Source organism: Niallia sp. Kr1 (assembly GCF_050389805.1).
Classification (GTDB): domain Bacteria; phylum Bacillota; class Bacilli; order Bacillales; family Cytobacillaceae; genus Bacillus_BD.
The window spans coordinates 1,073,362-1,097,472 of the sequence record NZ_CP130945.1 but is presented as its reverse complement, the minus strand read 5'-3'; the positions used below and the strand labels follow the sequence as shown (position 1 = coordinate 1,097,472).

At 35.7% G+C, this 24,111-nt stretch carries 20 protein-coding genes and 2 tRNA genes; 10 read left to right on the top strand and 12 right to left on the bottom strand.

All coding sequences use genetic code 11. The features are described 5' to 3' along the window. Positions 1 to 93: 93 nt before the first annotated feature. Entirely contained in the window at positions 94 to 1,014 is a 921-nt protein-coding gene (locus Q5760_RS05410; RefSeq protein WP_428911210.1) for a VanW family protein, read from the top strand. 167 nt (positions 1,015 to 1,181) lie between these two features. Continuing rightward, positions 1,182 to 2,054 carry an EAL domain-containing protein gene (locus Q5760_RS05405; RefSeq protein ID WP_428911209.1) on the top strand — a complete coding sequence of 291 codons (873 nt, stop codon included), beginning with the start codon at positions 1,182 to 1,184 and terminating at the stop codon, positions 2,052 to 2,054. A gap of 314 nt (positions 2,055 to 2,368) precedes the next feature. Here the strand turns inward: Q5760_RS05405 and Q5760_RS05400 are convergent, their stop codons facing one another. After that, a complete protein-coding gene (locus Q5760_RS05400; RefSeq protein ID WP_428911208.1) occupies positions 2,369 to 3,319 on the bottom strand; it encodes a GGDEF domain-containing protein in 951 nt (316 codons plus the stop codon). Positions 3,320 to 3,647: 328 nt separating this feature from the next. Between Q5760_RS05400 and fdhF the strand changes: the two genes are divergently transcribed. Continuing rightward, positions 3,648 to 5,711, top strand: coding sequence for a formate dehydrogenase subunit alpha (fdhF, locus tag Q5760_RS05395; protein WP_428911207.1), 2,064 nt, complete (start codon positions 3,648 to 3,650; stop codon positions 5,709 to 5,711). 32 nt (positions 5,712 to 5,743) lie between these two features. On the opposite strand, the gene Q5760_RS05390 is transcribed toward fdhF, so the two are convergent. Next, positions 5,744 to 5,899: a hypothetical protein gene (locus Q5760_RS05390; protein WP_428911206.1), complete on the bottom strand. Its 156-nt coding sequence runs from the start codon at positions 5,897 to 5,899 to the stop codon at positions 5,744 to 5,746. Positions 5,900 to 6,050: 151 nt separating this feature from the next. On the opposite strand from Q5760_RS05390, the gene Q5760_RS05385 reads away from it, so the two are divergent. Further along, complete coding sequence (locus Q5760_RS05385; protein ID WP_428911205.1) at positions 6,051 to 6,464, top strand: VWA-like domain-containing protein; 414 nt, start codon at positions 6,051 to 6,053, stop codon at positions 6,462 to 6,464. A 53-nt stretch (positions 6,465 to 6,517) separates the two neighbouring features. On the opposite strand, the gene tatA is transcribed toward Q5760_RS05385, so the two are convergent. Then, complete coding sequence (gene tatA, locus Q5760_RS05380; protein WP_428911204.1) at positions 6,518 to 6,721, bottom strand: twin-arginine translocase TatA/TatE family subunit; 204 nt, start codon at positions 6,719 to 6,721, stop codon at positions 6,518 to 6,520. 303 nt (positions 6,722 to 7,024) lie between these two features. Next, positions 7,025 to 8,749 (bottom strand): methyl-accepting chemotaxis protein, encoded by a 1,725-nt coding sequence (locus tag Q5760_RS05375; RefSeq protein ID WP_428911203.1) that lies wholly within the window; start codon positions 8,747 to 8,749, stop codon positions 7,025 to 7,027. Between the two features lie 255 nt (positions 8,750 to 9,004). Between Q5760_RS05375 and Q5760_RS05370 the strand changes: the two genes are divergently transcribed. From Q5760_RS05370 to Q5760_RS05355, 4 genes are all read left to right on the top strand, one after another. Continuing rightward, positions 9,005 to 9,922, top strand: a complete 918-nt coding sequence (locus tag Q5760_RS05370) for a nuclease-related domain-containing protein (protein WP_428911202.1) — start codon at positions 9,005 to 9,007, stop codon at positions 9,920 to 9,922. Between the two features lie 386 nt (positions 9,923 to 10,308). Next, positions 10,309 to 10,974 (top strand): TetR/AcrR family transcriptional regulator, encoded by a 666-nt coding sequence (locus Q5760_RS05365; RefSeq protein ID WP_428911201.1) that lies wholly within the window; start codon positions 10,309 to 10,311, stop codon positions 10,972 to 10,974. Positions 10,975 to 10,998: 24 nt separating this feature from the next. After that, positions 10,999 to 12,321, top strand: a complete 1,323-nt coding sequence (locus Q5760_RS05360) for a BadF/BadG/BcrA/BcrD ATPase family protein (protein ID WP_428911200.1) — start codon at positions 10,999 to 11,001, stop codon at positions 12,319 to 12,321. Beyond that, positions 12,302 to 15,226: an acyl-CoA dehydratase activase-related protein gene (locus Q5760_RS05355; protein ID WP_428912500.1), complete on the top strand. Its 2,925-nt coding sequence runs from the start codon at positions 12,302 to 12,304 to the stop codon at positions 15,224 to 15,226. Before Q5760_RS05360 ends, Q5760_RS05355 begins: the two co-directional genes overlap by 20 nt. Before the next feature lie 46 nt (positions 15,227 to 15,272). Here Q5760_RS05355 and Q5760_RS05350 read toward each other — a convergent pair whose 3' ends face one another. The 4 genes from Q5760_RS05350 to Q5760_RS05335 form a co-directional block, all read right to left on the bottom strand. Next, the gene (locus Q5760_RS05350; RefSeq protein WP_428911199.1) at positions 15,273 to 16,397 is read right to left on the bottom strand and encodes a Ger(x)C family spore germination protein; all 1,125 of its coding nucleotides are present in this window, start codon (positions 16,395 to 16,397) and stop codon (positions 15,273 to 15,275) included. Further along, complete coding sequence (locus Q5760_RS05345) at positions 16,394 to 17,488, bottom strand: GerAB/ArcD/ProY family transporter (RefSeq protein WP_428911198.1); 1,095 nt, start codon at positions 17,486 to 17,488, stop codon at positions 16,394 to 16,396. Before Q5760_RS05345 ends, Q5760_RS05350 begins: the two co-directional genes overlap by 4 nt. Then, positions 17,485 to 18,849: a spore germination protein gene (locus tag Q5760_RS05340; RefSeq protein WP_428911197.1), complete on the bottom strand. Its 1,365-nt coding sequence runs from the start codon at positions 18,847 to 18,849 to the stop codon at positions 17,485 to 17,487. Before Q5760_RS05340 ends, Q5760_RS05345 begins: the two co-directional genes overlap by 4 nt. Before the next feature lie 158 nt (positions 18,850 to 19,007). Continuing rightward, a complete protein-coding gene (locus tag Q5760_RS05335) occupies positions 19,008 to 19,556 on the bottom strand; it encodes a shikimate kinase (protein WP_428911196.1) in 549 nt (182 codons plus the stop codon). 190 nt (positions 19,557 to 19,746) lie between these two features. Between Q5760_RS05335 and Q5760_RS05330 the strand changes: the two genes are divergently transcribed. Together Q5760_RS05330 and Q5760_RS05325 are read left to right on the top strand one after the other, a co-directional pair. Continuing rightward, positions 19,747 to 19,820, top strand: a tRNA-Gly gene (locus Q5760_RS05330). A gap of 10 nt (positions 19,821 to 19,830) precedes the next feature. Continuing rightward, positions 19,831 to 19,919 (top strand) — tRNA-Ser (locus Q5760_RS05325). Between the two features lie 233 nt (positions 19,920 to 20,152). On the opposite strand, the gene Q5760_RS05320 is transcribed toward Q5760_RS05325, so the two are convergent. The 4 genes from Q5760_RS05320 to Q5760_RS05305 form a co-directional block, all read right to left on the bottom strand. Then, positions 20,153 to 21,067: a proline dehydrogenase family protein gene (locus Q5760_RS05320; protein ID WP_428911195.1), complete on the bottom strand. Its 915-nt coding sequence runs from the start codon at positions 21,065 to 21,067 to the stop codon at positions 20,153 to 20,155. Between the two features lie 109 nt (positions 21,068 to 21,176). After that, positions 21,177 to 22,529, bottom strand: a complete 1,353-nt coding sequence (gene brnQ / locus Q5760_RS05315) for a branched-chain amino acid transport system II carrier protein (protein ID WP_428911194.1) — start codon at positions 22,527 to 22,529, stop codon at positions 21,177 to 21,179. Positions 22,530 to 22,846: 317 nt separating this feature from the next. Further along, positions 22,847 to 23,005, bottom strand: coding sequence for a hypothetical protein (locus Q5760_RS05310; protein WP_428911193.1), 159 nt, complete (start codon positions 23,003 to 23,005; stop codon positions 22,847 to 22,849). 14 nt (positions 23,006 to 23,019) lie between these two features. Beyond that, positions 23,020 to 23,886, bottom strand: coding sequence for an SPFH domain-containing protein (locus Q5760_RS05305; RefSeq protein WP_428911192.1), 867 nt, complete (start codon positions 23,884 to 23,886; stop codon positions 23,020 to 23,022). Positions 23,887 to 24,111 lie beyond the last annotated feature (225 nt).

Sequence of the window (24,111 nt, the reverse complement as noted above, 5' to 3'; positions counted from 1 at the left end):
TTGTGGATTTTTTTCTATTTAATGAAGAAGATTTTCTTCATTTTTTTCATAAAACCATTCATCTTTCCAATACTAAGGGGGAGGTGATTACTTTTGCAACTATCATGGATTTTAGGACTTATTTTACTATCATCAACAAATCAAATTGAAGATGCACCCGTTCATAATCAATTAGAAGTAACGGCAGACATGACTGTACTCTATGAGAATGAACCAATCATGACCATTAATCGCTCTGACTTTGCCCTTCCCCTACTTGACTTCCCTTTAGCAAATACGGATAAGTTAGAAGCTACAATGGAGCAAATCGATAAGACCATTCGAAGAGAACCGGTTAATGCAGCAATTGATTCATACGGACAAATCATACCTGAACAACCAGGAATTCAATTAAACAAAAGAGCCTTTAAGAATATTTTTTATACAGTTTTTTACCAAACAGACTCCTCTGCGATCGAAGTACCTGTGCAAATGATCTATCCGCGCGTTGATAGTGAATTACTTGAAAATGTGAAAACAAAATTAATCGGTCAATATGTCACTTATTTTAATAGTCATAACAAAGAGAGGTCGCAAAATATCTCCTTGGCTTCTCATGCCATTAATAATCAAGTGGTTTTTCCAGGTGAAACATTCTCTTTTAATCAAACCGTCGGGCAACGGACAAAAGCAAAAGGCTATCTCCCAGCACCTATTATTGTAAAAGGTGAACTAGCTGAAGGAATTGGTGGAGGTATTTGTCAAGTATCCTCAACTTTATTTAACGCTGTTGATCGCGCAGGGGTTAAGATTATTAAGCGCTTTTCTCATAGTAAACGCGTCCCTTATGTTCCTCCTGGGCGGGATGCAACAGTTAGTTGGTATGGACCTGACTTTAGTTTCTATAATCAATACAATCAACCCATCCTCATTCGTTCTAAAGTCTATCCAGGAACAATGATCGTTCAGGTCTATTCATCTGATGAGGTGAATGTTCAGCAAAAACACCTTCCTGGAATAAGATTGATGGATTAACAATTAACCATACATAAATTAAGAAGCGAACTTCAACATTGAAGTTCGCTTTACTTTACTAAAATAACATTCTTTACATAAATTTTACATTTATTCAGTATTACTTACACTTGCAAGTTATAAAATATAACTAGATTATCCGACGAAAAAACTACGAATTAGGTGACATGATGTTTCCCAAAGGAATGAGCAGTTTCGTACAATTTCTTAAATTTATATACTTTCAAAGACGGAATCTACTCGAGGATTTCAAAAAACAAAATGAACTCCAAAATCTAATTACAAACGAAAGAATCGATACTTTTTTTCAACCGATTATATCTTTAACGACTGGATGTACGATTGGTGTTGAATGCTTAAACCGACCAGCCCTTTCTGAACAGTTTCCTTCTACAGAAAGCTTTTATGACTATATCGGAAAAAGTAAGGATATATTTTCGGTTGAACAATTATTACGAAATCTGTCTATCAAAAGGTTTTCTGAGCAAATAAGAACGAATAAGCCATTTAAAGAGCATTTGATCTTTCTTAATATTCTTCCCCAAGTATTATCGGATCCAAATTTTCGAAGCAGCTTTACCAGTGAATTATTACAAAAATATCAAATTTCACCTTATCAAATCGTCTTAGAACTAACTGAAAAAGAAGCTGTCGATAGCGTTGCCCACTTTGATCAACTTGTTGATCATTATCGTGATCAAGGGTTTCGGATTGCAGTTGATGATGCAGGGACGGGTTATAATAGCTTGAAAACATTAGCTAAAGTGAAACCAGAATTTGTAAAAATTGATAAATGCCTTATTCGTAAAATTGATAAACACCCTGAACAACAACATTTAGTGGAACTTCTATTAGAATTTGCTAATCATACAGACACAAGTGTGATCGCAGAGGGAATAGAGAGTAAAGAGGAATTTACATATATACAAAGTATCGGGGTCCACTATGGTCAAGGTTTTGCAATTGGAAAACCGAAGGAAAACCTGTGCCCCGGTCATTTACCGTATGAAAATGAAATTTACAGCGAACGCTTAGGCTAAAGAGGTAGATATACTAGGTCACTAACTCACTAGAAATCAATTATGATTATTCATGTGTTAAACCTTTAACTACCTCTTTTTTATATGGCTGTATGAAAAGTTAATGTTGATTTTGACTACGTTGAATGTATCGGAAGGCACGAAGTCTCCAGAGGGAGAAGCGATACAGATTATACATCTTAGACACGAAGTATTAAGATAGGCGTAGCTCAGCCGAAAGCGAAGTGATGGAAAACGGCCACCTAGTTTAACAGAGGCTTTTAATAAAAAAACTTGTAAAAGTCAGTCGGTTCCAACCCATTTACAAGATTTGTTTAAGACATACATATAAAAGTACTTTTCTTATACGTCTTACATTTTCTTTTTACTTTTGCAGCGATTTCACTTAATTCTCTAACTGTGGTAATCCTATGATGCCTATTTTGTACGACAGCAATTGAGATACCTGTCAGTGGTGTATTTTCAAGAATTCCTCTTCGGTTTAGTACTCTCATATAGCCTCGTTCTAATTCCTCTTGTGAATAAAAAGGAAGAATGAATTGATCAAACCGCTGAATGATTTGCTTACATAACTCTTCATATTTATAGTGGGGAACTGTCGCAATAAAATCATCGCCTCCAATATGACCTACAAAGGATGGTTCATTCTCGACAGTAAAAAAGACATCCGAAATGATCGTAGCTGTTTCCTTTATCACTTCATCTCCTCTACTAAACCCGAATGTATCATTAAACGCTTTAAATGAATTAATATCGATGTAAAAAACACTGAATCTTTTATAGGTTAGAACCTCCTGCAGTGTTTCCTCGATCACATTATTCCCAGGCAAACCACTTAACGGGTTAGAATAGCGTGCAATATTAATTTGGATTTCAGATAGTTTCATAATCAACTCTCTTATACTAACAATCCCATACATTCGATCCTGTTTTGTCACAATAACCAAATCATATAATGATTCTTGTATTCGATTCATCGCTAGTGTACTGACATCTGTAACAGATGTAGAATAGTCTACAGTCAATAAATCTTTCGTCATAACTAAATCAATATTCCTTTTCATAAAAAGATCAAATCCGTACTTTGTAGAAAGTTTTTGAAAAAAATGTGTTCTCATTACTAATCCAATTGGCTTCTCCTTCAAAACAACAACAATGCCTTCAATCGTTGTATGTGTTTCAAAAATGGAATACACGTCTTCACATTTCGTTGAAGGAGAAACCGTAATTCCCTCTTTTGCAAGATCTCCGATAACCATATGCATATAGACACCTTCGATTCAGTTTATTATAAGAAAACTAAAAATTGGAATTACTTTATTCATTCAAATATATTTACCTTTGACCCTACTTTACTATAAAGATATTAATTTTTAGTAAATTCCTTGTAAATCCTCTATTATAAATTGTGAATATTTTCCTATTACTAAAGTAATTGTCTTAGACGAAAATACCGTAAACACATGCATATAATAAACTAACTGTGACAACTATCACCGTAATAATTTTGATTTTTTGTATAATAGTTAAATAGAATGTTTTTTAGAGCATTTCTTAAAAACAAGTTTTACCATCACTGATAGGAGGATTGCAATGGGAGAAATAACAAAAGTTAAAACAGTCTGTGGCTATTGTGGAACAGGTTGTGGGCTCGTCTTAGAAATTGAAGACAACAGAATTGTAAAAGCCCGTGGAGATAAAGATGCGCCTGTTAATAAAGGTCAAACTTGTATCAAAGGTGGATTCGGCTTTGGTTATGTTCATGCGGAAAGCAGGCTAAAATCACCTCTTATCCGGAAAGCTGGTAAGCTTGTGGAAACAACCTGGGAAGAAGCTTATGACTTTATCGTTGAGAAGCTAGGTCATATTAAATCATCATTTGGTCCAGAGGCCATTACAGCCTTTGCGCCTGCTCGTGCGACAAATGAAGTAAACTATGTAACACAAAAGTTTATGCGTACAGTCATCGGCAGCAATAATATTGATGGCTGTAACCGTACTTGACACGCTCCTAGCGTTGCCGGTCTGGCAACTATTTTTGGAAGCGGTGCACCAACTAATACGATTGAGGATTTTGATAAAGCCGAAGTTCTTTTATTAATGGGCTCCAACACAACGGAAGCACATCCAATTATTGCAAATCGCATGAAAAAAGCTGCAAAATCTGGCTTAAAGATTATTGTAGTTGACCCTCGTAAAATTGATATGGTCAAAAGTGCACATCGTCATTTACCAATCCAAGTAGGTTCGGATATTGCTTTTATTAATGCGATGATGCATGTCATTATTGAAGAAAGATTATATAATGAAGCCTTTATTTCCAAACACACAACAGAATTCGATGCATTAAAAGAAAAGGTAAAAATGTATACACCAGAAAACGCAGCAACCATAACTGGTTTATCAGCACAAGATATTATTGAAGCCGCAAGAGAATACGCAACTGCTGATAAAGCGATGATTGCCTACACATTGGGGATTACTGAACATCATTGTGGGGTTAACAATGTATTCGATATTGGAAATCTTGCCCTTCTTACAGGTCATATTGGTCGAGAAGGCTGCGGTATCATGCCCCTTCGTGGACAAAATAATGTTCAAGGTGCAGGAGATATGGGGGCTTTACCGAATCAATTACCTGGTTCTGTAAGCATTACTAATGATGAATATCGTGCTCGATTTGAAGAAGCTTGGAATGTGAAAATCAATCCTATTGCCGGAGATACCCAAACCAGAACATTTGAAAAAATAGAAACGGGCGATGTAAAAGCCCTCTACATTATTGGTGAAAATCCATTAATGGCTGACGTTCACATGAATCATACAAGAACATTATTAGAAAAACTTGATCTTTTAATTGTTCAAGACCTTTTCTTAACTGAAACAGCAGAACTTGCAGATGTCGTTCTTCCCGCAAGATCATGGGGTGAAGTGGAAGGAACATTTACAAATACGGACCGCAGAGTCCAACGAGTTCGGAAAGCGATTGAGCCACATCCAAATACGAAAGAAGATTGGCAAATTCTTTGCGATTTAGCTACAAGAATGGGCTACCCAATGAGTTATGACAACGCTCAAGAAATTTGGGATGAAATGCGTTCACTCTCATGGGAAATGTATGGTGGAATCTCATATGAAAGACTGGAACGAGAGTACAGTTTACATTATCCATGTCCAGATGAATCACACCCAGGAACTTTCATTCTTCATACAAGATTTTTTGAAGAGGATGAGAATGTACAACCATCGACATTTGTACCTGTAACCTATACAGAACCAGTTGAACTTCCAGATGAGGAATACCCTTTTACCCTCACAACCGGGCGTCGTCTAGAATCATATAACACACATACGCAAACAAAACATTATGCGAGCGGTGTAAATATAAGACAAAAAGAAGAAACCTGTGATATTAATTCAGCAGACGCAGAAAAGTTAGGTATTGAAAGTGGTGATCTTGTTGAAGTTTCCTCTCGAAGAGGCGCTGTACAAGTAAAAGCAAAAGTAACAGATCAAGTTCCGGAAGGTCTGGTCTTTATGAGCTTCCACTTTAGTGAAGTACCCACAAACGTATTGACGATTAATGAATACGATCCAATATCGGGTACTGCGGAATTCAAAGCCTGTGCCGTTAACATTAAGCCTTTAACCGCTTGAACCTATTAAAAGAAATAATCCTATAAACAGGATTATTTCTTTTTTTTCGTTCTAACCTTACTAGGTGCTGCTCGGACTTCATCAACAAAGCTACTTAGGGCTTCTCTATCAAACGGCCCCCTGTTTTCTCCCATACTTGGAGACGTATTGTTCATTGGTAATTGCTCTAGTTCTTTTCCACTTGGCATTTGAACTCCTCCTTTCTACCTTTATTATTTTTCAAAACTCTGTTCCTTAACCAACTTTTCATTTGAAAAATAAACCATCATATTTGCTGGTTTTAAAAGCAAAATAAGAACCTGCCTGTCATATTAAATGTTCATAAAGGGGTTGTTTTGTATGAAGTGGCAAAAAACACTGTTATCCATGATTCAATCACGAAAAGATAAAAAAATGGCACTAGTAGTTGACACTTCAACAAACGAAGTACAGACGATTCTCATTAATAATATTGTAAAACTATTTGAAACAGTTAAACCAGAAACATTGCTCGTTCAAGCTGATTTTAAAATAAGAAGTATTGGCCCAGTTAAATCGGATAGTATTCAATATCATACGCATGGAAAATCCTCTTATACACTTGTTCTAGAGTGGGCGGAAGAAGAAAAAATTGATACATTATTTTATATAACAGACGTAACAGGTTATATATATGAAGAAATGGAAAAGGTCAATTATGAATTATTCTGGTTAGTTCCTAGTGACTATGTACCAAAAGTACCTTTTGGAAAAGCAATTAAGTTAGCTTCTTAACTTTTTTCAAAAATAAAAGCGAACAGTGCTGAATACTGTTCGCTTCCCTCGTTTTATTTTTTAGCTTCTACGTCTTTGGTTACTTCCACTTTACTTTCTTTCTGATCATCATTCACTAACTCATTGGCTGATTTTTTAAATTCCTTTAACGTTTGTCCAACCGCACGTCCCATTTCAGGTAATTTTTTTGGGCCAAAAATAATCAAAGCTAATACTAGAATTAAAATTAATCCTGGAACTCCAATGTTTGATAACATTTCATTCCCTCCTTTGGTTGTGCTTACTTTTATTCTATCATAGATCAAATTCGCCCGTCGAATTGGAGTCCGGATACAATCTCTGAGCTCGCTCGAGAAATGTCCTTTAAAAAATCCGAGACATCCGCCGGAGGCTTTAACTTCATTTAGCTTAGGGTTAACCCCCACTGAATGGATAAAAGCTTGCATTTATCTCGCCACTTATTGAAGTTTGAGACTTCTTCTGAAGGAAGTTAAATTAAGGATTAAAGACCGATTTCTTTAGATAAAAACTAGATTAGATACCCACTTTTTATTCCTATCTTAAGCCTCTTCTCTTTTCACTTGATCTATTTTGAATTTACTTATCATATCTTGCAAGTTTGTTGCCAATCTACCAAGTGAATTAGCAGAAGTTAGGACTTCGTCCATTTGTGCTAGCTGCTCTTCGGTTGCTGTCGAAACATTTTGCGTATTGACGGATGTTCCTTTTATAATATCGGTTATGGTATTGACTGCAGAAGATACTTCTTGAGCCCCTGCTGAAATTTGCTGAGCTGTTGCCGCCATTTCTGTAATTTGATCATCCATTTTTTGTGTGGCTTCTGCTATCGATCTAAAATTTTTCTCCGTACTGCTAACAATGCTTATTCCTTCTTTGACCTCCTGTTTAACTTCCTCCATTGCGGAATTTGATTGAAGGATTTCATTTTGAATAATCGCGATTAAATTAGAAATTTTAGAAGTAGATTGTTGCGATTGCTCAGCTAATTTGCGAACCTCATCTGCTACAACTGCAAAACCCTTTCCATGTTCACCAGCCCTTGCAGCCTCTATTGCTGCATTCAATGCCAGTAAATTAGTCTGATCGGCAATATCCTTAATGGTTTCTGTTATCTCACCGATTTGTTGGGATCTTTCATTTAAAGATAAAATAATCGTACTACTTTCATTTACAGATTGATGAATTGCATTCATTTGCTCTACGGATTGATCGACCAAAACTTTCCCTTGATTTGCCTGCTCCATCGTTTGTGAGGCAGATTCGGAAACGCTGGACGCATTTTTAGCTAGAGTATGAATGCCTAAAGATACCTCTTCTAGCGATTTAGAACTTTCCTCAATACTGACCGCTTGACCCTCTGCACCATCTGCTACTTGACCAATATTATCTGTAATCTCGACTGTTGCCATTTTGGTCTGCTCTACTCCTGTTGTTAATTCATGAGAGGAAACAGACACCTGTTTTGTCGTTTCTACTACATGGGTAATCAATGAACAAAGATCGTTTCTCATCGAATTATAACTGTTCGCAACAACCGTTAATTCATCACCAACATGGTCGCTTATTTCTTTTGTAAAATCACCATTTTTTGCATGAACTAAAGCAGTAGAAATCGCGTTCAATCTTTTTGTTAGTCTTTTTGTAAACCAATAGACAATAAGGAAGGATATAATAATCGCTATTATCAAAACAATCATCATCCCTTCCATAAAGGAAGCAATCGTTCCATTAATAATTGTTTGCGGAGCTCCAACATAGAACATGCCTACTACCTCATTTTTTTCGTTCAATAACGGTTTATAGGCCGATTGATACGTATTCCCGGCTACGTTCGCTTCACCAAAGAATTCTTTTTTCTCATCTAATACAACTCTAGCAACTTCTGGGGAAACTTTAGTTCCAACCGCTCGCTTCCCATCCATTAGCACATTGGTCGTAACCCTTGTATCGCCTAAAAAAATCGTAACGGTGTCCTCTGTGAATTGTCCAATCCCATCGACAATTTCAGTATTATTGTTGATTAAGACTGATCCTTTATATAACTGCCCGTTCTTTATTTTCCATGCCCCGGGGTATTTTTCTTCGATGTATTGCTCACTAAGATATAAATCTCCCTTTGCCTTAACAAGTGCAAAGTCCTTAATCCCTTTAGATACTTCTGAAACTACTCCGGCACCTAATGCAGCCATGACAAAAAGGACTACCACCCATACAATTAATGTGATTTTTTGCCCTAATTTTAGTGAAAAACGTTTCTTGCCCATTCACGATCCCCCTTCATTCAATGATGTTCAACATGGTCGGTCTATCATTAAAGGCAATATGTACCCATTATATATCCATCCTAATGTAAGCGTTTCTAATGATAAATGATAAAAGTCACTAAATTGGGTTCTTTAAAGGTTTGCCAAGGAAATGATCATCATATTGTCACATTTTTATAGAATGACATCTTGTTAGATTGCTTTTATTTTCATACGATTATATTGCTTGTTCAACGATTGAAAGGAAGTGGAATTATGATTATAAAGCCCTGTGTCCCATCAAAAGAATTGATGATTTTTCGTAGCTTAAACGCAAGGATGGATTTATCTCCCGATGATATCCACTATTATTTGAAACTGGAGAAAGGCTTTGAAGGTGAACTCATGTTTAATCATCTTTTACAAGAGTATCCTTGTGACTGGTTAATCATTAACGACTTATTATTAGAAAAAAACAATACGACATTCCAAATTGATATCTTATTAATTTCACAAAAGAAGATTTTTCATTTTGAAGTGAAAAATTTTGAAGGAGATTACTTTATCGATGACAATCAATGGTATACTGCTTTTTCAAAAACGGGGATCATCAACCCCATTAGTCAGTTGGAAAAAAGTCGAATATTACTAAAGAGGCTTCTTCAAGATTTTGGTTGTCATCTTCCATTAGAATCGTACTTGATCTTCATTAATCCTCAGTTTATGTTATATAATGCTCCAATCAATCCATCAATTATTTTTCCTGCTCAGCTCGAACGCTTTATGACTACCAAAATGAATCTAAATGGTTGTCATATGAACAAATCCCATCATAGACTTGGTGAAAAATTCATTTCCAGAAACATTACAGATTCAAAATTCTCTCGTGTTCCATCCTATAACTTTGAAGGATTACGGAAAGGGGTATTTTGTTCTGTTTGTTATTCTGCTATGTCAAAAGATAAAGAGAAAAATATCATTTGTAGGCAATGTGGTTACATAGAGAATTGGCAAGTTGCACTTATGAGAAGTGTTGATGAATATCGACTTTTATTTCCGGATAAAAAAGTCACAACAAATGCTGTTTATGAATGGTGTAATGGTGTTAAGTCAACAAATACAATAAGACGTACATTGATAAAGAATTTGAATCATGTACAGAAGGCACGAAGCTCCTATTTTCATATTGGTTAGTAGTTAATTAAACGGGCTCTCTTCTTATTAAAAGAGCCCGCTTTTGTATTAATAAGCTAGTTGACTTAGGATGGTATTTTAAAGGTTGACTTAGGTTGTTACCATTTTTTCAGGAGTCTACTACTTTTTGGTAGTATTAACTCGGTATATAACCATTCTTCCCAAGGTCTGCCGTTTTTTGGTAGTATTAGCTCATAATATTACCATTTTTGCTAAACTCTTCTACTTTTTGGTAGTATTTTAAGCTAATACTTTTTTAAACCCCTCTACTTTTCTAAATGAAGTGATATAAATCACCCCACCTCTATAAAAATACAAAAAAACTCCATTTTATTAAATTTTCATTTTGCTATATTTAAATTAAACAGTGTTTAAAACGGTGTTTAATGGACGATTTACAAGGCTCAAGAATCCCTTCTTCTACCTATCAAATCAAAAACGGAAATCAGGCGAAATCTATGGAAACAAATCAAGAGAATGATTTATCAAAAAAGGATCTGATCTTAAAAGTCACTTTAGATCTAATAAAAGAGCAAGGATTTGAAGGAATAACCGTTCGAAAAATTGCTAAGGTAGCCAACGTGAATGTAGCTCTCATAAATTACTACTTTGGTTGTAAAGATAAGTTGTTAAATGAAGTTATTCAATTGCTTGTTTCTTCTTTTCAAGACTCTTTTAACATATTGGATAATCAAGCATTAGAACCAAAAGAACGATTAAAACAGTTTTTAATTAACTATATTAACGCTTTTCATAAGTACCCTTTTATTGGAAGAAAGCTAGTCACCCAAGAGCCCTTGCGGTTTGATAGCCATCAAGAATATATCACTTTTATAAAATCAATTGGGATACAGAAATTAAGAACAATTATTCAAGAAATTTCAGGAGAAACCGACCAGCAAAAACTCACAATTATGATTACACATCTTCTCGGCGCCGTGTTTTTACCTACTTTGATTGAACCCGTTTATGAACAGGTAACAGGCTATCCTTTTTCAAATATCGAAACGAGAGTTGATATCTTAATTGACCAATACTTTTCAAAACTGTAAGTAAAAGAAAGGCAGAGATGGTAAATGGAATTTCAAGTTGGACTTGATGTTGGATCCACAACAGCTAAGATGGTCGTATTAAACAATAAAAAGGAAATTGTCTTTAAATCCTATCAACGGCATTTTTCTGACATTAAAAATACAACGTTAACATTACTAAAACAATTAGCTCAACGATTTCCGGAAGCAAAATTAAAAATGAATGCGAGCGGTTCTTCTGGGCTCGGTTTATGTGACGGGTTGGGCATACCCTTTATTCAAGAAGTGGTTGCTTGTACAGAGGCTGTTAAGTCAACTGAACGAAATATCGATGTCATTATTGAGCTTGGTGGAGAAGATGCAAAATTAATTTATTTAACGAACGGACTTGAACAGCGAATGAATTCAGCATGTGCAGGTGGAACAGGAGCGTTCATCGATCAAATTGCCTCCTTATTAAACACAGATGCTGCAGGTCTTAACACATTAGCCCAAGCCGTGGAAAAAATATATCCCATTGCCTCAAGATGTGGAGTGTTTGCCAAAACCGATATTCAACCTCTTCTAAATGAGGGGGCACGGCGTGAGGATATTGCGGCTTCCGTGTTTCAAGCAGTTGTCAACCAGACGATCGCTGGTCTTGCTAGTGGTCGACCAATCCGCGGAAATGTCGCCTTTTTAGGTGGACCGTTAACCTTTTTACCTGAATTACGGAAAAGATTTGTTGAAACCCTTCATTTAAAAGATGAACAGGTCATGCATAGTCAGGATGGCCAATATTATGTAGCCATTGGGGCTGCTCTAGAAAGTGGAAGAAATTCATCCATGGACATAGAACAGATTCTTCAACTGTTGTCGAAAATGAATCAAACGACTACTACTAAATCAAAAGGAAACGATCCTCTATTTCGTCATGCACAAGAACTAGAAGAATTTCAAAAACGCCATGCCCAAGCTACGGTTGATAAACGACCTCTTTCCACCTATAAAGGGAATGCTTTTTTAGGAATTGATGCTGGGTCCACAACAACGAAAATGGTTTTAATTAACGAAGATGAAGAAGTATTGTATAACTTCTATGAAAAAAATAAAGGAAATCCAATTGAAACCGTTAGGACAGGACTAAAAGATTTATATAAGCAACTTCCTGATGATGTACATATTGTTCGTTCTACAGTAACAGGCTATGGGGAAAAATTAATACAAGCTGCCTTTAAAGTCGATGAAGGGGAAATTGAAACGGTTGCTCACTATCAAGCTGCGAAGAAGTTTCAACCGGATGTTGATTTTATCATCGATATTGGTGGACAGGATATGAAATGTATTCGCATTAAAGATGGTGTAATCGATCCGAATTCTTCTAAATGAAGCTTGTTCAGCTGGGTGTGGCTCTTTCCTAGAAAGCTTCGCCGAAACTTTAGGGCAAAATGTAGTAGACTTTTCTAAGCTTGCTTTAACTGCTGCTACACCTGTTGACCTTGGTTCTCGTTGCACCGTTTTTATGAATTCTAAAGTAAAACAAGTTCAAAAAGAAGGAGCAAGTATTGCAGATATTTCTGCTGGGTTGGCTTATTCAGTCGTTCTGAACGCTCTTTATAAAGTCATTAAATTGAAATCACCCGATGAATTAGGAAAAAATATCGTTGTTCAAGGCGGAACGTTTTTAAACGATGCGGTTCTGCGAACATTTGAAAAGCTGACAGGTCGGGAGGTTATACGCCCTGATTTAGCTGGACTTATGGGAGCCTATGGAAGTTCGTTGATTGCGAAGAAAAAATGGGCAAAAGAGGAACAAACCACCCTGCTTACAAGTGAAAAGATAAATAAATTTGCCGTAACAACTGCCCATCGACGTTGCGGAATTTGTGAAAATCATTGTCCGATTACAATCAACAAATTTGCAGACAAACGGACATTTATTACAGGAAACCGTTGTGAGCGCGGGGCAGGAAAAAGAAAAGTTCAAAGCCCACTACCTAACTTAGTTCAAGAAAAACTAGATAAATTATTTAATCGTACTGGGGTTACGGGAACCGCCGCCTACAGAGGTCAAATTGGAATTCCTCGCATCCTTAATTTTTATGAAAATTATCCATTTTGGCATCGCTTTTTAACAGAACTAGGATTTGAGGTTATACTTTCGGATCGATCAAACAAGGAAACGTTTGAAAAAGGAATCGAAACCATTCCGTCCGAGTCTATTTGCTACCCTGCTAAATTGGCACATGGACATATGATGAACTTAATCGAAAAAGGGGTCAAAACCATTTTCTATCCTGCAATTGTTTATGAAAAAGTCGAAACTAAGTCCCAGCAAAATCATTATAATTGTCCAGTTGTAGCATCTTACCCTGAAGTGATCCGAGTCAATATGGACAGGGTCTTCAAGGAAAACGGAATCCAACTAATGACTCCATTTTTATCCATTGACGAACCTATTTCCTTGCTCAAAGGGCTACAGAATTGTTTTCGGGATATTTCAAAATTGGAAATAAAGCAAGCACTCGCAGCAGCGAAGCAAGAAGAAGCAGTCTACACGGAATGGCTGCACAAGCGTGGTCAAGAGGTAATTCAACAAATTGAAAAAGAAAACATAAAAGGGATTGTAATGGCGGCACATCCTTATCATATTGATCCAGCCATTAACCATGGATTGCCTGAGGAAATCATTCGTCTGGGGATGGCGGTATTAACAGAAGACTCAATTGCCCATCTTGCTGACGATCGAGTGCATCAAGGAGTTGTCAATCAATGGACCTTCCATTCGCGTTTATATCATGCTGCAGATGTCGTGAAAAAACATAAACATCTTGAGCTATTACAGGTGACTTCATTTGGATGTGGACTAGATGCGATTACAACAGATGCAGTGGAAGAAATTTTAGAAGAGGACCACCAATTATATACATGGATTAAAATGGACGAAATCAGTAACCTTGGGTCGGCTCGCATACGACTTCGTTCCTTAAAGGCGGCTATTGAGGAACGAGAACGCGGACTCCATATTGAACAGCGCAAATCAGCGTTAAAGCAACCCGAAGTGATTTTTACAAAAGAAGCAAAAGGAATATATACCATTATCGCGCCACAAATGCTGCCAACACATTTTTCTCTATTTGAAACAGCCTTTAATCTTCATGGCTATCAAATGAAGGTAATGGAAAATGTATCAGAATATGATGTAGAAGAAGGACTACGCTATGTCAATAACGATGCTTGCTATCCCGCAATTATCACGATTGGCCAATTAGTTGCGGCATTAAAAAGTGGAGATTTTGATTTAAATCATACGGCTGTCATTATGTCACAAACCGGTGGGGGTTGCCGGGCGACAAATTATTTAGCATTATTGAAAAAAGCACTTAATAATGCTGGAATGCCACAAGTCCCAGTGCTCTCATTAAATGCAGGTGGACTAGATGGAGTCGACCATCCTGGATTCAAGATCACATTGCCGCTTGCGAAAAAAATGGTGATTGCCGCATGTCTAGGTGATTTACTCATGAGGTTAAAGTTGGCGGTAAGACCCTATGAAGTCTTTAAGGGCGATACAGATGCTTTATATGATAAGTGGTTGGAAGAATGCAAAGCATTATTGGAAGATTTCTCAATGAAAGATTACAAATGGATTATTAATTCGATTATTAAGGAGTTTAGCTTAATCGAAGGCTATACGGAAACGAAGCCCCGAGTTGGGATTGTTGGTGAAATTTTAGTTAAGTTCCATCCTTACGCTAATAACCAACTCATAGAAATGATTGAATCGGAAGGTGGAGAAGCAGTCGTTCCAGACTTTATTGATTTCTTCCTATATGGTCTTCATAATCGTACCTTTAAAGCGGATCATTTTGGGATGTCAAAAATGAAGGCTGGAATCGGGAAAGTTGTTATTGAATTTATGGAATATTACCGAGATCCGATTCGTACTGCCTTATTGAATAGTAATCGTTTTGAGGCACCTTTAAAAATAACAGAAATTGCCGAAAAGGCCTCCCGTTTCCTAAGTCTTGGGAATCAAATGGGAGAAGGATGGCTATTGCCAGGAGAAATTGCTGAATTAATGGATAGTGATGTGGAAAACGTCGTTTGTGTACAGCCATTTGGCTGCCTTCCAAACCATGTTATTGGTCGTGGCATGTTTAACGCCATTAAAAAAGACTATCCAAACGCTAACCTAATCTCCATTGATTACGATTCTAGTATCAGTAAAGTAAATCAACTAAATCGTATCAAATTAATGATCAATATAGCCAAAGATAAAATAAAAGCCTAAAAGGGTGACAGGCACCTTCCATTTTATGGAAGGTGACCTGCTTTTTTTATTCAATAACCCCTGTACTCTTAATTCCGATATTTACGTTTACATCAAATTTTGCATTTGGATACAGTTCATCTTCCCATTCCTTAAAAAGATCTTTATGATTCAATCTTGTGGCACGATATCGCAAGCCAAATCCAACTGGGTCTAACTTATTTTCTTGAAATTCTACTAATAATTCCTTTATCCACTCTCCTACTTCATCACTTGTATGCTTACTTAAAATATCTAACCTTTTTGGTTCAATACTTCTATCCGATTCCTCTACAATCCCTGCCATATCAATATTCACTTTTATTACAGGTATTTTATTCCCAGTTAAAACTTTGAACTTTGTGTTAGCGTCATCGACGGAAATCATATACTCACTTCCATCTTTTTCAATAAATAACTCTAGCTTGTCTAATTCATTTCGTAAAATATTTAAAAGTTTTGTCTTTCTATGACTCAATTGAAGCTCCGCTACATGATCCTTTAAAATGATACTCTTATTTACCATAAATCGCGTATTTTCTTCATCTGTTTCGATCACTGGGATAACAGGGTCAATCCCATTTTCAAGCATCCTTCTCCTTATATCAAAAATATAAGTATCAATTGCGTAAGGAGTATCTACTCCTGTATCAGAAAATATATTAAATAACGCAACTGAAGCCGCCATTTCTGATTTAGGTTCGGTTTTTAGAACCTTTTCTGCAGTGGGTCTTCCTGCAGCTAGCCAAGAAATTCGTTGAAAATCCCTTCTTCTTAAAAAGGAATCGATTATATTACTAATGTCATGACTTAATAATTTCTCCCCGATCACAATCGTTTTTAAATGACCAAAATCAAATTCCTTATCAACATGAGTTTTTAACATTCGAATAGCATCTGTAACCTTTGTACTTTCTTGTGTTAAATAAGTATACATATCCCCGCTCGCTTCCTTTAAAGACCCGGAGGGCAAAGCAATCTTTAAGGTAACTTTATACATATCCTCTTGTTTCTCAGATGCATCAATCCCAATCGCCATCACGAAAAGTCGTTTATCAATATCTTTAAAACCACATCCTGATTGTAAAAGGGTACTTCCTAAGATCAAAAACACAATCAGCATGGTCTTTACACGATGAACCACCCTATTCATGGCTGTACTCTCCTTTTGATGGCCCACATAATAACAAACAGGACTGCAAATAGGAAAGGAAACAAATTATAAAAATAACTAGTATACTTAACTAACTGATATTCAGTTAAATAGGTAACTACCTTTATACTGACTAACCAAAAAATGATCAAAAAAAGATGCGGAGTTAAATGATGATCTTTCCATTTAAATTTCTTAATAAAAATAACTTGTTTTAACAACTCCACCGCTACATGCCAGTGAATTAAAATACTCGTGAAGGTAATAGACAAGAATAAAATGATATTGACAAACAATACTCGTTCAATAACCCCAAACTTAATATGAAGAGTATCTGCTGTCGTCATACCAGGATAAACAGTATGAGATACTGCTTCAAATCCAAGCATCCCAATAATGCCAAAAAAACTTGAACCCAATACACCCATTCCAACTAATCCAATGAGCAGAATCGATTTCCAAGTCATCGACTGTTTATGAGTCATAACACGATTAAAAATAATTAAATTTGCGGGTCCCCAAAACACAAAGGCCGCTGCACAAATGGTGCTAAATTGTGGAACATGCTGGATATGCATAATCGCCACCCTCACATAATCCCATTCAAAATCTTCATTCGTAAATGCCTTAATCATAATTAGAAAAATTAATGGAATCGTTAAAATAAAGATAATCTCAATTGTATATAAGACACTTTTTGACTTCATTAAAGCCCCGTAGTAAATGAATAGTAATATCAAGGAAACTATAAAAATTAAACTAGTATTGGGAGATAAAAAACGTTTAATAAAAAAGGAATAGGTGATAACAGAAAGGAGACCTGCAGAAAACCATACCATTCCCGTAACGAAAAGAAAAGGCTTCGTAATAGGTTTTGGAATGGATTCTTTCATTAATTCAGGTAGTCCCTTCCCCGGATAGGTCTGAAAAAAGCGTCCGATTAGAAAACAAAAGACTAAACCAATTGGAATAGCAAGAAGAATAGAGTAAATCGCGCCTTTTTCTTTTGCTAACAGAAGTATTTTTGGCATTGACGCTACCATCGATGTGATCATATTAATAAAAGTAATATAATAGAAATAGCGGCTCATGACTTGCTCCTCTCTATTTCTGCATTTTTACGCTGTATATATAGTTTAAAATACGGTTCTCCAAAGCTTTCCATATTGGACATATACATCATAAATCCTAGTAAAAATACCGTAATTCCCAATAATCCCCCAATCGTTGCAAATAAAAGAACTCCATACTTAATAATTCGTACGGCGAATCCTAGTTCATTGATTGGAATGACAAAGGTTGAAATCGCCATAGCAGATACAATAATAATCATAATGGTAGAGGTTAAAGCTGCCTCTGTTGCTGCCGTTCCTAAAATTAAACCTCCGACTGTCGTTGCAGTTCCAGCTATTACCTTTGGTAATCGAATACTTGCTTCAATTAATAATTCCATCACAATTAACATAAACAACACTTCTATAAAAGATGGATACGGAACCCCAATCCGACTCCCTGATACGGATAAAGCGAGTTCAAAACGAAATACCTCTGGATTATAGGATGAAATCGCTACATAAAGTGCAGGTAAGGTTAAACAAATAATTAAACCTAAATACCGAAGCAATTTATTAAATATCGTCACCCAAAAAGGTCTGTAATTATCTTCCGTTGCAGACATAAAATCCACAAAAACAGCTGGCGCAATAAGGGCGACAGGGTTTCCATCTAACAATAAAATAACCTTTCCACCCGATACATTATAAATAATTCGATCTGTCCGTTCTGTAAGTAATGAAATGGGTAGTAGCGAACGTTTTTTGTCATTTAGAAGTCTTTGCAATTCCGCTGTAGTTTGAATTAATGGGGTGTTAAGAGAATCAATTTTCTGTTTGATCTTTTCAAGAACAGCTTGATTCACAGATTCATAATCATATATAAGGGCGAAAGATTGGTTCGTTTTCTCACCTAATTGAAGCATCTCAACTTTTAATGAAGGTTTATGATATCGATGTCGGATCAGATTGATATTTGTTGCCATATCCTCACTGAGAGCTAATTCAGGACCTTGTATGGTTGGTTCTAAATTTACAGGTAGAACAGCATCGGTATTCACTTTATTAAGGTCTAATAAAATGATCACATCATTAATAACAATCACAGCACTTCCCTTTGTCAATTCCACCAAGATTTGTTCTTTTCCCTCGATCTCCTTATACTGTGGAATCGATTGTAAATAAGCCTGAAAATGCTCATTGGTTGCCATTTCAAAAAAAGGCTTAATGATGTAGTCTTGTAATTGAACCCCATCTACAACCGTTTTAATATAGAGTAGTAACGCTTCTTTCCCGTCGATTTTCAAAGGATTGTTCACAAAGTCAAAGGAAGTTTCAAACTCTTTCGTAATCATATCAATGACTGCTTCAATTTGAAGATTTTGTTTAATCTTCTTCATATCTACTTCCCCCTTCCTGAACACTTCAGACACAGTCCATTATGTTTATCGTTACCAAAAAACGTTTCTTCATTCTAATAAATCCCCAAATAAAAGAAGAACCTATGAGAACAAATAAAGGCCGCCTCCTATTAGAGACGACCTTTTTAACGATGTTTTTAACTATGCAATTCCCAAGCCAATTTAAGTGATTCCACGATATAATCAGCTACTTCTTCAGGATTTAAATGATCGGTCACAACCTTTGAATTGTGCAGGGAATAAGCAGATTGACGGCTATTATATAATTCTTCAATTTGTTCCAAACTCTTATTCTGTAAAACCGGTCTGCTATCGATGAGCAAGCCCATTCTTTCCTTCCAGTTATCAAAAGATAAATCTAAAAACAACACTAAACAATTTTTCAAACAGGCTTTACGGATGTTTTCATTTAAAAACGCTCCTCCACCTAATGAAATGACTTTTAACGGTTGTTCACTTAATCCCACGATAAGGGACTGCTCTTTTTCACGAAACGTTTTTTCACCAAATGTTTTGAAAATTTTCGCCGTAGGCATACCAAATTCTTTTTCGATTTCTTCATCCGCATCAATAAAATCTCGATAAAGTTTTTTCGCGACTAGCTTCCCAATCGTGGTTTTACCTACTCCCATAAATCCAACAAACACGATGCTTTTTTCTTTTAATGGCAATTCACGATTTCCCATAATTTCCGTTCTCCTCATGAGGAATTTTGTCTATTCAAACTTAATTCTTTCATTATATAGCATGTACTATTTTTTGTAAAAAGAACTTTTAATCAAGATTCTTGTTCAGTCTTTTTTGAGTTATTTTTCTTATTTCCATTGCAGTACAATTCCTCATTATTATGATATAATATTAAAGCGATCATGCCATGCGGGTGTAGTTTAATGGTAAAATTCCAGCTTCCCAAGCTGATGTCGGGGGTTCGATTCCCCTCACCCGCTCCAATTACATCTTGGAGAAGTACCCAAGTGGTTATAAGGGGACGCACTCGAAATGCGTTAGGACGGGCAACTGTTGCGTGGGTTCGAATCCCACCTTCTCCGCTACTAAAAAGAAATTGATAGATGATTTTATCAACTTCTTTTTTATTGAAGCGCAATATGAAGTTGATTTTCATCCTTAACTGGTTTCAATAAAACACTATCTAAATATAGTTCCATGAAATATCCTTCCGTTTTTTGCCCAAGCTGATACTTCTTGCTCTTTAATATTTAAGCTTTCTTTTCCATCCTCATTTTGACAGATATTTATTATTACTTACCGCATAGAAAAGCGCTTATTTTGAAAAAAATCCTCTTAATGCAAAAGTAATATTTTGTGGTCTTTCCGCCAATCTCCGCATATAATAAGCGAACCAATCCGTCCCAAAAGGAACATAAACCCGTACTCGATAACCTTCACTTAAAAGTTGTTGTTGGAGCTCATTTCTAAAACCATAAAGCATTTGAAATTCAAACTGATCAGGGGAAATCTCGTTTTCTTCAACAATTTTTTTTACTCTATCAATCAACTGATGATCATGAGTCGCAATCGCTGTATAGCTTTTACTTAATAGATGAATCTTAATCAGTTCTAATAAATTTTCATCTATGAGTCTTTTATCCTGATAAGCTACGTTGTTAGACTCCTTATAAGCACCTTTAACCAATCTAAGTGGAATACCCTTTAGATTTTTTACATCTTGAACAGAACGGAAAAGATAGGCCTGAATAACCGTCCCAACATTGTTATAAGTTTTACGTAATTCCGCTAAAACATCTAAGGTCAATTCACAATGAGAATAATCCTCCATATCAATCGTGACAAAAATTTGGTATTTTTTTGCAGTGTTTAATATCCGATACATATTTTGAACACAAAACTTTCTATCAATATCAATTCCAAGTTGCGTTAATTTTACCGACAATTGACTATTTAACTTATTCTTCGAAATCGCTTCCAACGTTTGAATAATTTGTTCTGTCGCTGCCACAGCTTCCTCTTTACTCATTACAAATTCGCCTAGATTGTCAAGCGTACAAACAAACCCATCTTTATTTAATTCCTTGACCTTGCTAACCATCTGTTCAATGCAATCTCCTGCAACTACCTGTGACGCACCAAGTCTTAGCCCCCATCGTTTCGCTGCTTTATTTAAAAGAATATTTTTTGAAACATGAAGGAAGAAATTTCTTGATATTTTTTCTATCATTTTTCGTTTCCCCCTCATTCTTTTTACTATATGTATATGTAGTAAATGAGAGAATGTTTTCGATCCATAAAACGAAAATGACCCCGGAAATAAACCGAGGTCACATTGATTAATTAGCTTTTTTTAATTGTTCACTATTAGCTGGGCGCGCAAATGAAATCACATATCCAATAACGGCACCTACTAAAGCTGGAACTAACCAGCCCATCCCTGCATCAAATAGTGGCAGGAATTGTCCAAACGCATTGTATAAGCCTTCTAAAGGAAGTCCTGCTGCTTTTAATCCATCTACAACACTAACAATTCCTGTTAGTAATAAACTAAAACGGTAAACTTCCATACGACCTTTGAATAAAGGCTCTGCAAAAGTTAAGAAAATTAACACGATTGCAATTGGATAAATTGCAACTAATACTGGAACTGAAATTGTAATTAATTGACTTAATCCAATATTTGCAACAGCTGCACTGAAAATCGTAAATCCGATCGCTAATTGTTTATAAGTAAAACGTGGAAATATACTTTGGAAATAGCTCGCACATGATGTAATTAAGCCAATCGCAGTTGTTAAACAAGCAACTACAATCGCAAAACCTAGTATAATGTTTCCATAAATACCGAAATGACTATCAGCTGCGAATGTTAATAAAGCAGGTCCATTATTTGCTTCCCCAGCAGCAAAGCTTGTTGTTGAACCTAAGTAACCAAGCCCCAAATAGATAATACCTAAACATGCCGCAGCAATTAAACTTGATTTAACTGTAATAGAAGCAATGGCCTTTTTATCTGTAATCCCTTTTGCCTTGATCGCATTAATAACGATGATTCCAAAAACAAGAGATGCTAAGGTATCCATTGTGAGGTATCCTTCTTGGAAACCTTTAAAGAATGCATTATCTACATAATTAGCAATTGGTGCAAGCGGTTCGTCTAATGGACTTACAAAAGTAGAAATTAAAAGAATAGCTAATAATAATAATAATACCGGTGTCATCAATTTACCAACACGATCAACAATTTTGCTCGGATTTAACGACAACCATCCGACAACTCCAAAAAATACAATACTGTAAATTAATAATGCAACATTGAAACCACCTGAAACATTCGGAAATAATCCGCCCACTGCAATTTCATAAGATACTGTTGCTGTACGTGGAATTGCAAAGAAAGGTCCAATAGATAAATATAAGATAACAGTAAATACTAATGAAAAGACTGGATTAATTTTATTGGCCATTGATTGTAAATGATTATGACCAGATAATCCGATTGCTAAAACACCTAGCAATGGCAACCCTACACCCGTTAATAAAAATCCAATAATTGCTGGCCAAAAGTTGGTGCCTGATGCTTGACCTAATGCAGGAGGAAAAATTAAGTTTCCTGCTCCAAAGAATAGGGCAAAAAGCATAAGCCCAATAGCTACCATTTCGCCTGTTGACATTTTTTTTGAACCCATTTAGTTCGCCCCCTATAAAAATTTTCGACTCCATTCGACTATATCGTAATCTTCAGACAATTTAGATTTGATAATTATAAAAGAATAAAGCCCTGAATGATATGAGCTAAATAATACACAAAAAAAATAAAAATGTAAATAGTTATTTTAAAATAAAAATAAAAAATTCGCATTTTCATGAACAAAAGAGAATTTTTCCTATTTTTAAAACGTTTACACAATGTTGAAATAAAAATATAAGTTATTCCAAGATAAAATATGGTGACAAATATGGTGACAGGCACCTTCCAGAAATTGGAAGGTGCCTGTCACCCCTATTATTCCGAGTCTTTAGATCTTCCCGCTTCTTTTAACGCTTTTTTTAGGAGGATCTCAATTTGAGCATTTACACTTCTTAGTTCATCACTTGCCCATTTTTCAAGTGCGTCATATACTTTTTGATCAACTCGAAGTAAAAAGCGCTTTTTTTCTGGCACTTTATATCACAACCTTAATAAATGGATCCTGTATTGACAATTGGCTGATTTCCTTTGTCTGAAACAAGCGCAACCATTAGATTATTAACCATTTGTGCTTTTTTCTCTTCATCAAGTTCAACCACTTGCTCTGCATTTAACTGATCAATAGCTGATTTTACCATAGAAACAGCTCCATCAACAATCACTTTTCTAGCAGCTAGAACGGCTTTTGCCTGCTGGCGCTGTAACATAGAATGGGCAATTTCACTTGAATAAGCTAAGTGCATGATTCTTGCTTCAATAATCTCAACCCCTGCCACGGATAATCTTTTCTGTAGATCTTTTGTTAACTCATCCCCCACTTCGTCAGAGTGCTGGCGAAGCGAAATCTCAAAGTCATTATTGAAATTATCATATGGGTATTGACTTGCAATATGACGTAATCCTGTTTCACTTTGGGTATGAACAAAATCTTTATAATTCTCAACATCAAAGACTGCTTTCGCTGAGTCAAACACTTTATAAACCACAACCGCTGCAATTTCAATCGGATTCCCTTCTAAGTCGTTAACCTTTAATTTATCACTATTAAAATTTATCACTCGCAGCGAAACATTGTTTCGTACCGTTAAAGGAATCGTAAACCAAAATCCCTCTTGTTTAATTACCCCTAAATAATTCCCAAAAAGCGTAAACACTTTTGCTTGATTAGGCTGGATGATCGTAAAACCTGTTGCTAATAAGAGAAAGATAAGAACGAGAATAATTCCAATAATAAATGCCGCAACACTACCGCCTACAATGAATGATCTTACTGAAAGAACTGTACCAACAATTAATATTAATTCAATTAAAACACCAATAAATCCATTTAACTTAAAGATTTCCTTTTCCCTCATAAATAATCACACCTTTCTAATATCTTTTTATTATCATTATGATATCATACCAATATCAAAATATAAAGAAGAAAATTATCCATATCCTGTTATTTCGCAGTTTTTACCATTGAAAAATATACAGAGTTTAGTATAATTTCAATGGGCTATTTCAGCAGAAAATTCGACAAAATTCATCAAATTTTACCGACGAATTTGCGTCCCGATTTTTATCACGCTTCAGAA

Excerpts from the sequence above, each read along its gene's own strand:
- Q5760_RS05385 (WP_428911205.1), top strand. The coding sequence starts at position 6,051 with ATGAAGTGGCAAAAAACACTGTTATCCATGATTCAATCACGAAAAGAT.
- brnQ (WP_428911194.1), bottom strand. The coding sequence starts at position 22,529 with ATGGGTTCAAAAAAAATGTCAACAGGCGAAATGGTAGCTATTGGGCTT.
- tatA (WP_428911204.1), bottom strand. The coding sequence starts at position 6,721 with ATGTTATCAAACATTGGAGTTCCAGGATTAATTTTAATTCTAGTATTA.
- Q5760_RS05360 (WP_428911200.1), top strand. The coding sequence starts at position 10,999 with ATGGAATTTCAAGTTGGACTTGATGTTGGATCCACAACAGCTAAGATG.
- Q5760_RS05405 (WP_428911209.1), top strand. The coding sequence starts at position 1,182 with ATGATGTTTCCCAAAGGAATGAGCAGTTTCGTACAATTTCTTAAATTT.
- Q5760_RS05335 (WP_428911196.1), bottom strand. The coding sequence starts at position 19,556 with ATGGGAAATCGTGAATTGCCATTAAAAGAAAAAAGCATCGTGTTTGTT.
- Q5760_RS05320 (WP_428911195.1), bottom strand. The coding sequence starts at position 21,067 with ATGATAGAAAAAATATCAAGAAATTTCTTCCTTCATGTTTCAAAAAAT.
- Q5760_RS05340 (WP_428911197.1), bottom strand. The coding sequence starts at position 18,849 with ATGAAGAAGATTAAACAAAATCTTCAAATTGAAGCAGTCATTGATATG.
- Q5760_RS05400 (WP_428911208.1), bottom strand. The coding sequence starts at position 3,319 with ATGCATATGGTTATCGGAGATCTTGCAAAAGAGGGAATTACGGTTTCT.
- Q5760_RS05375 (WP_428911203.1), bottom strand. The coding sequence starts at position 8,749 with ATGGGCAAGAAACGTTTTTCACTAAAATTAGGGCAAAAAATCACATTA.
- Q5760_RS05390 (WP_428911206.1), bottom strand. The coding sequence starts at position 5,899 with ATGCCAAGTGGAAAAGAACTAGAGCAATTACCAATGAACAATACGTCT.
- Q5760_RS05365 (WP_428911201.1), top strand. The coding sequence starts at position 10,309 with ATGGACGATTTACAAGGCTCAAGAATCCCTTCTTCTACCTATCAAATC.
- Q5760_RS05345 (WP_428911198.1), bottom strand. The coding sequence starts at position 17,488 with ATGAGCCGCTATTTCTATTATATTACTTTTATTAATATGATCACATCG.
- Q5760_RS05370 (WP_428911202.1), top strand. The coding sequence starts at position 9,005 with ATGATTATAAAGCCCTGTGTCCCATCAAAAGAATTGATGATTTTTCGT.
- Q5760_RS05350 (WP_428911199.1), bottom strand. The coding sequence starts at position 16,397 with ATGAATAGGGTGGTTCATCGTGTAAAGACCATGCTGATTGTGTTTTTG.
- Q5760_RS05305 (WP_428911192.1), bottom strand. The coding sequence starts at position 23,886 with ATGAGGGAAAAGGAAATCTTTAAGTTAAATGGATTTATTGGTGTTTTA.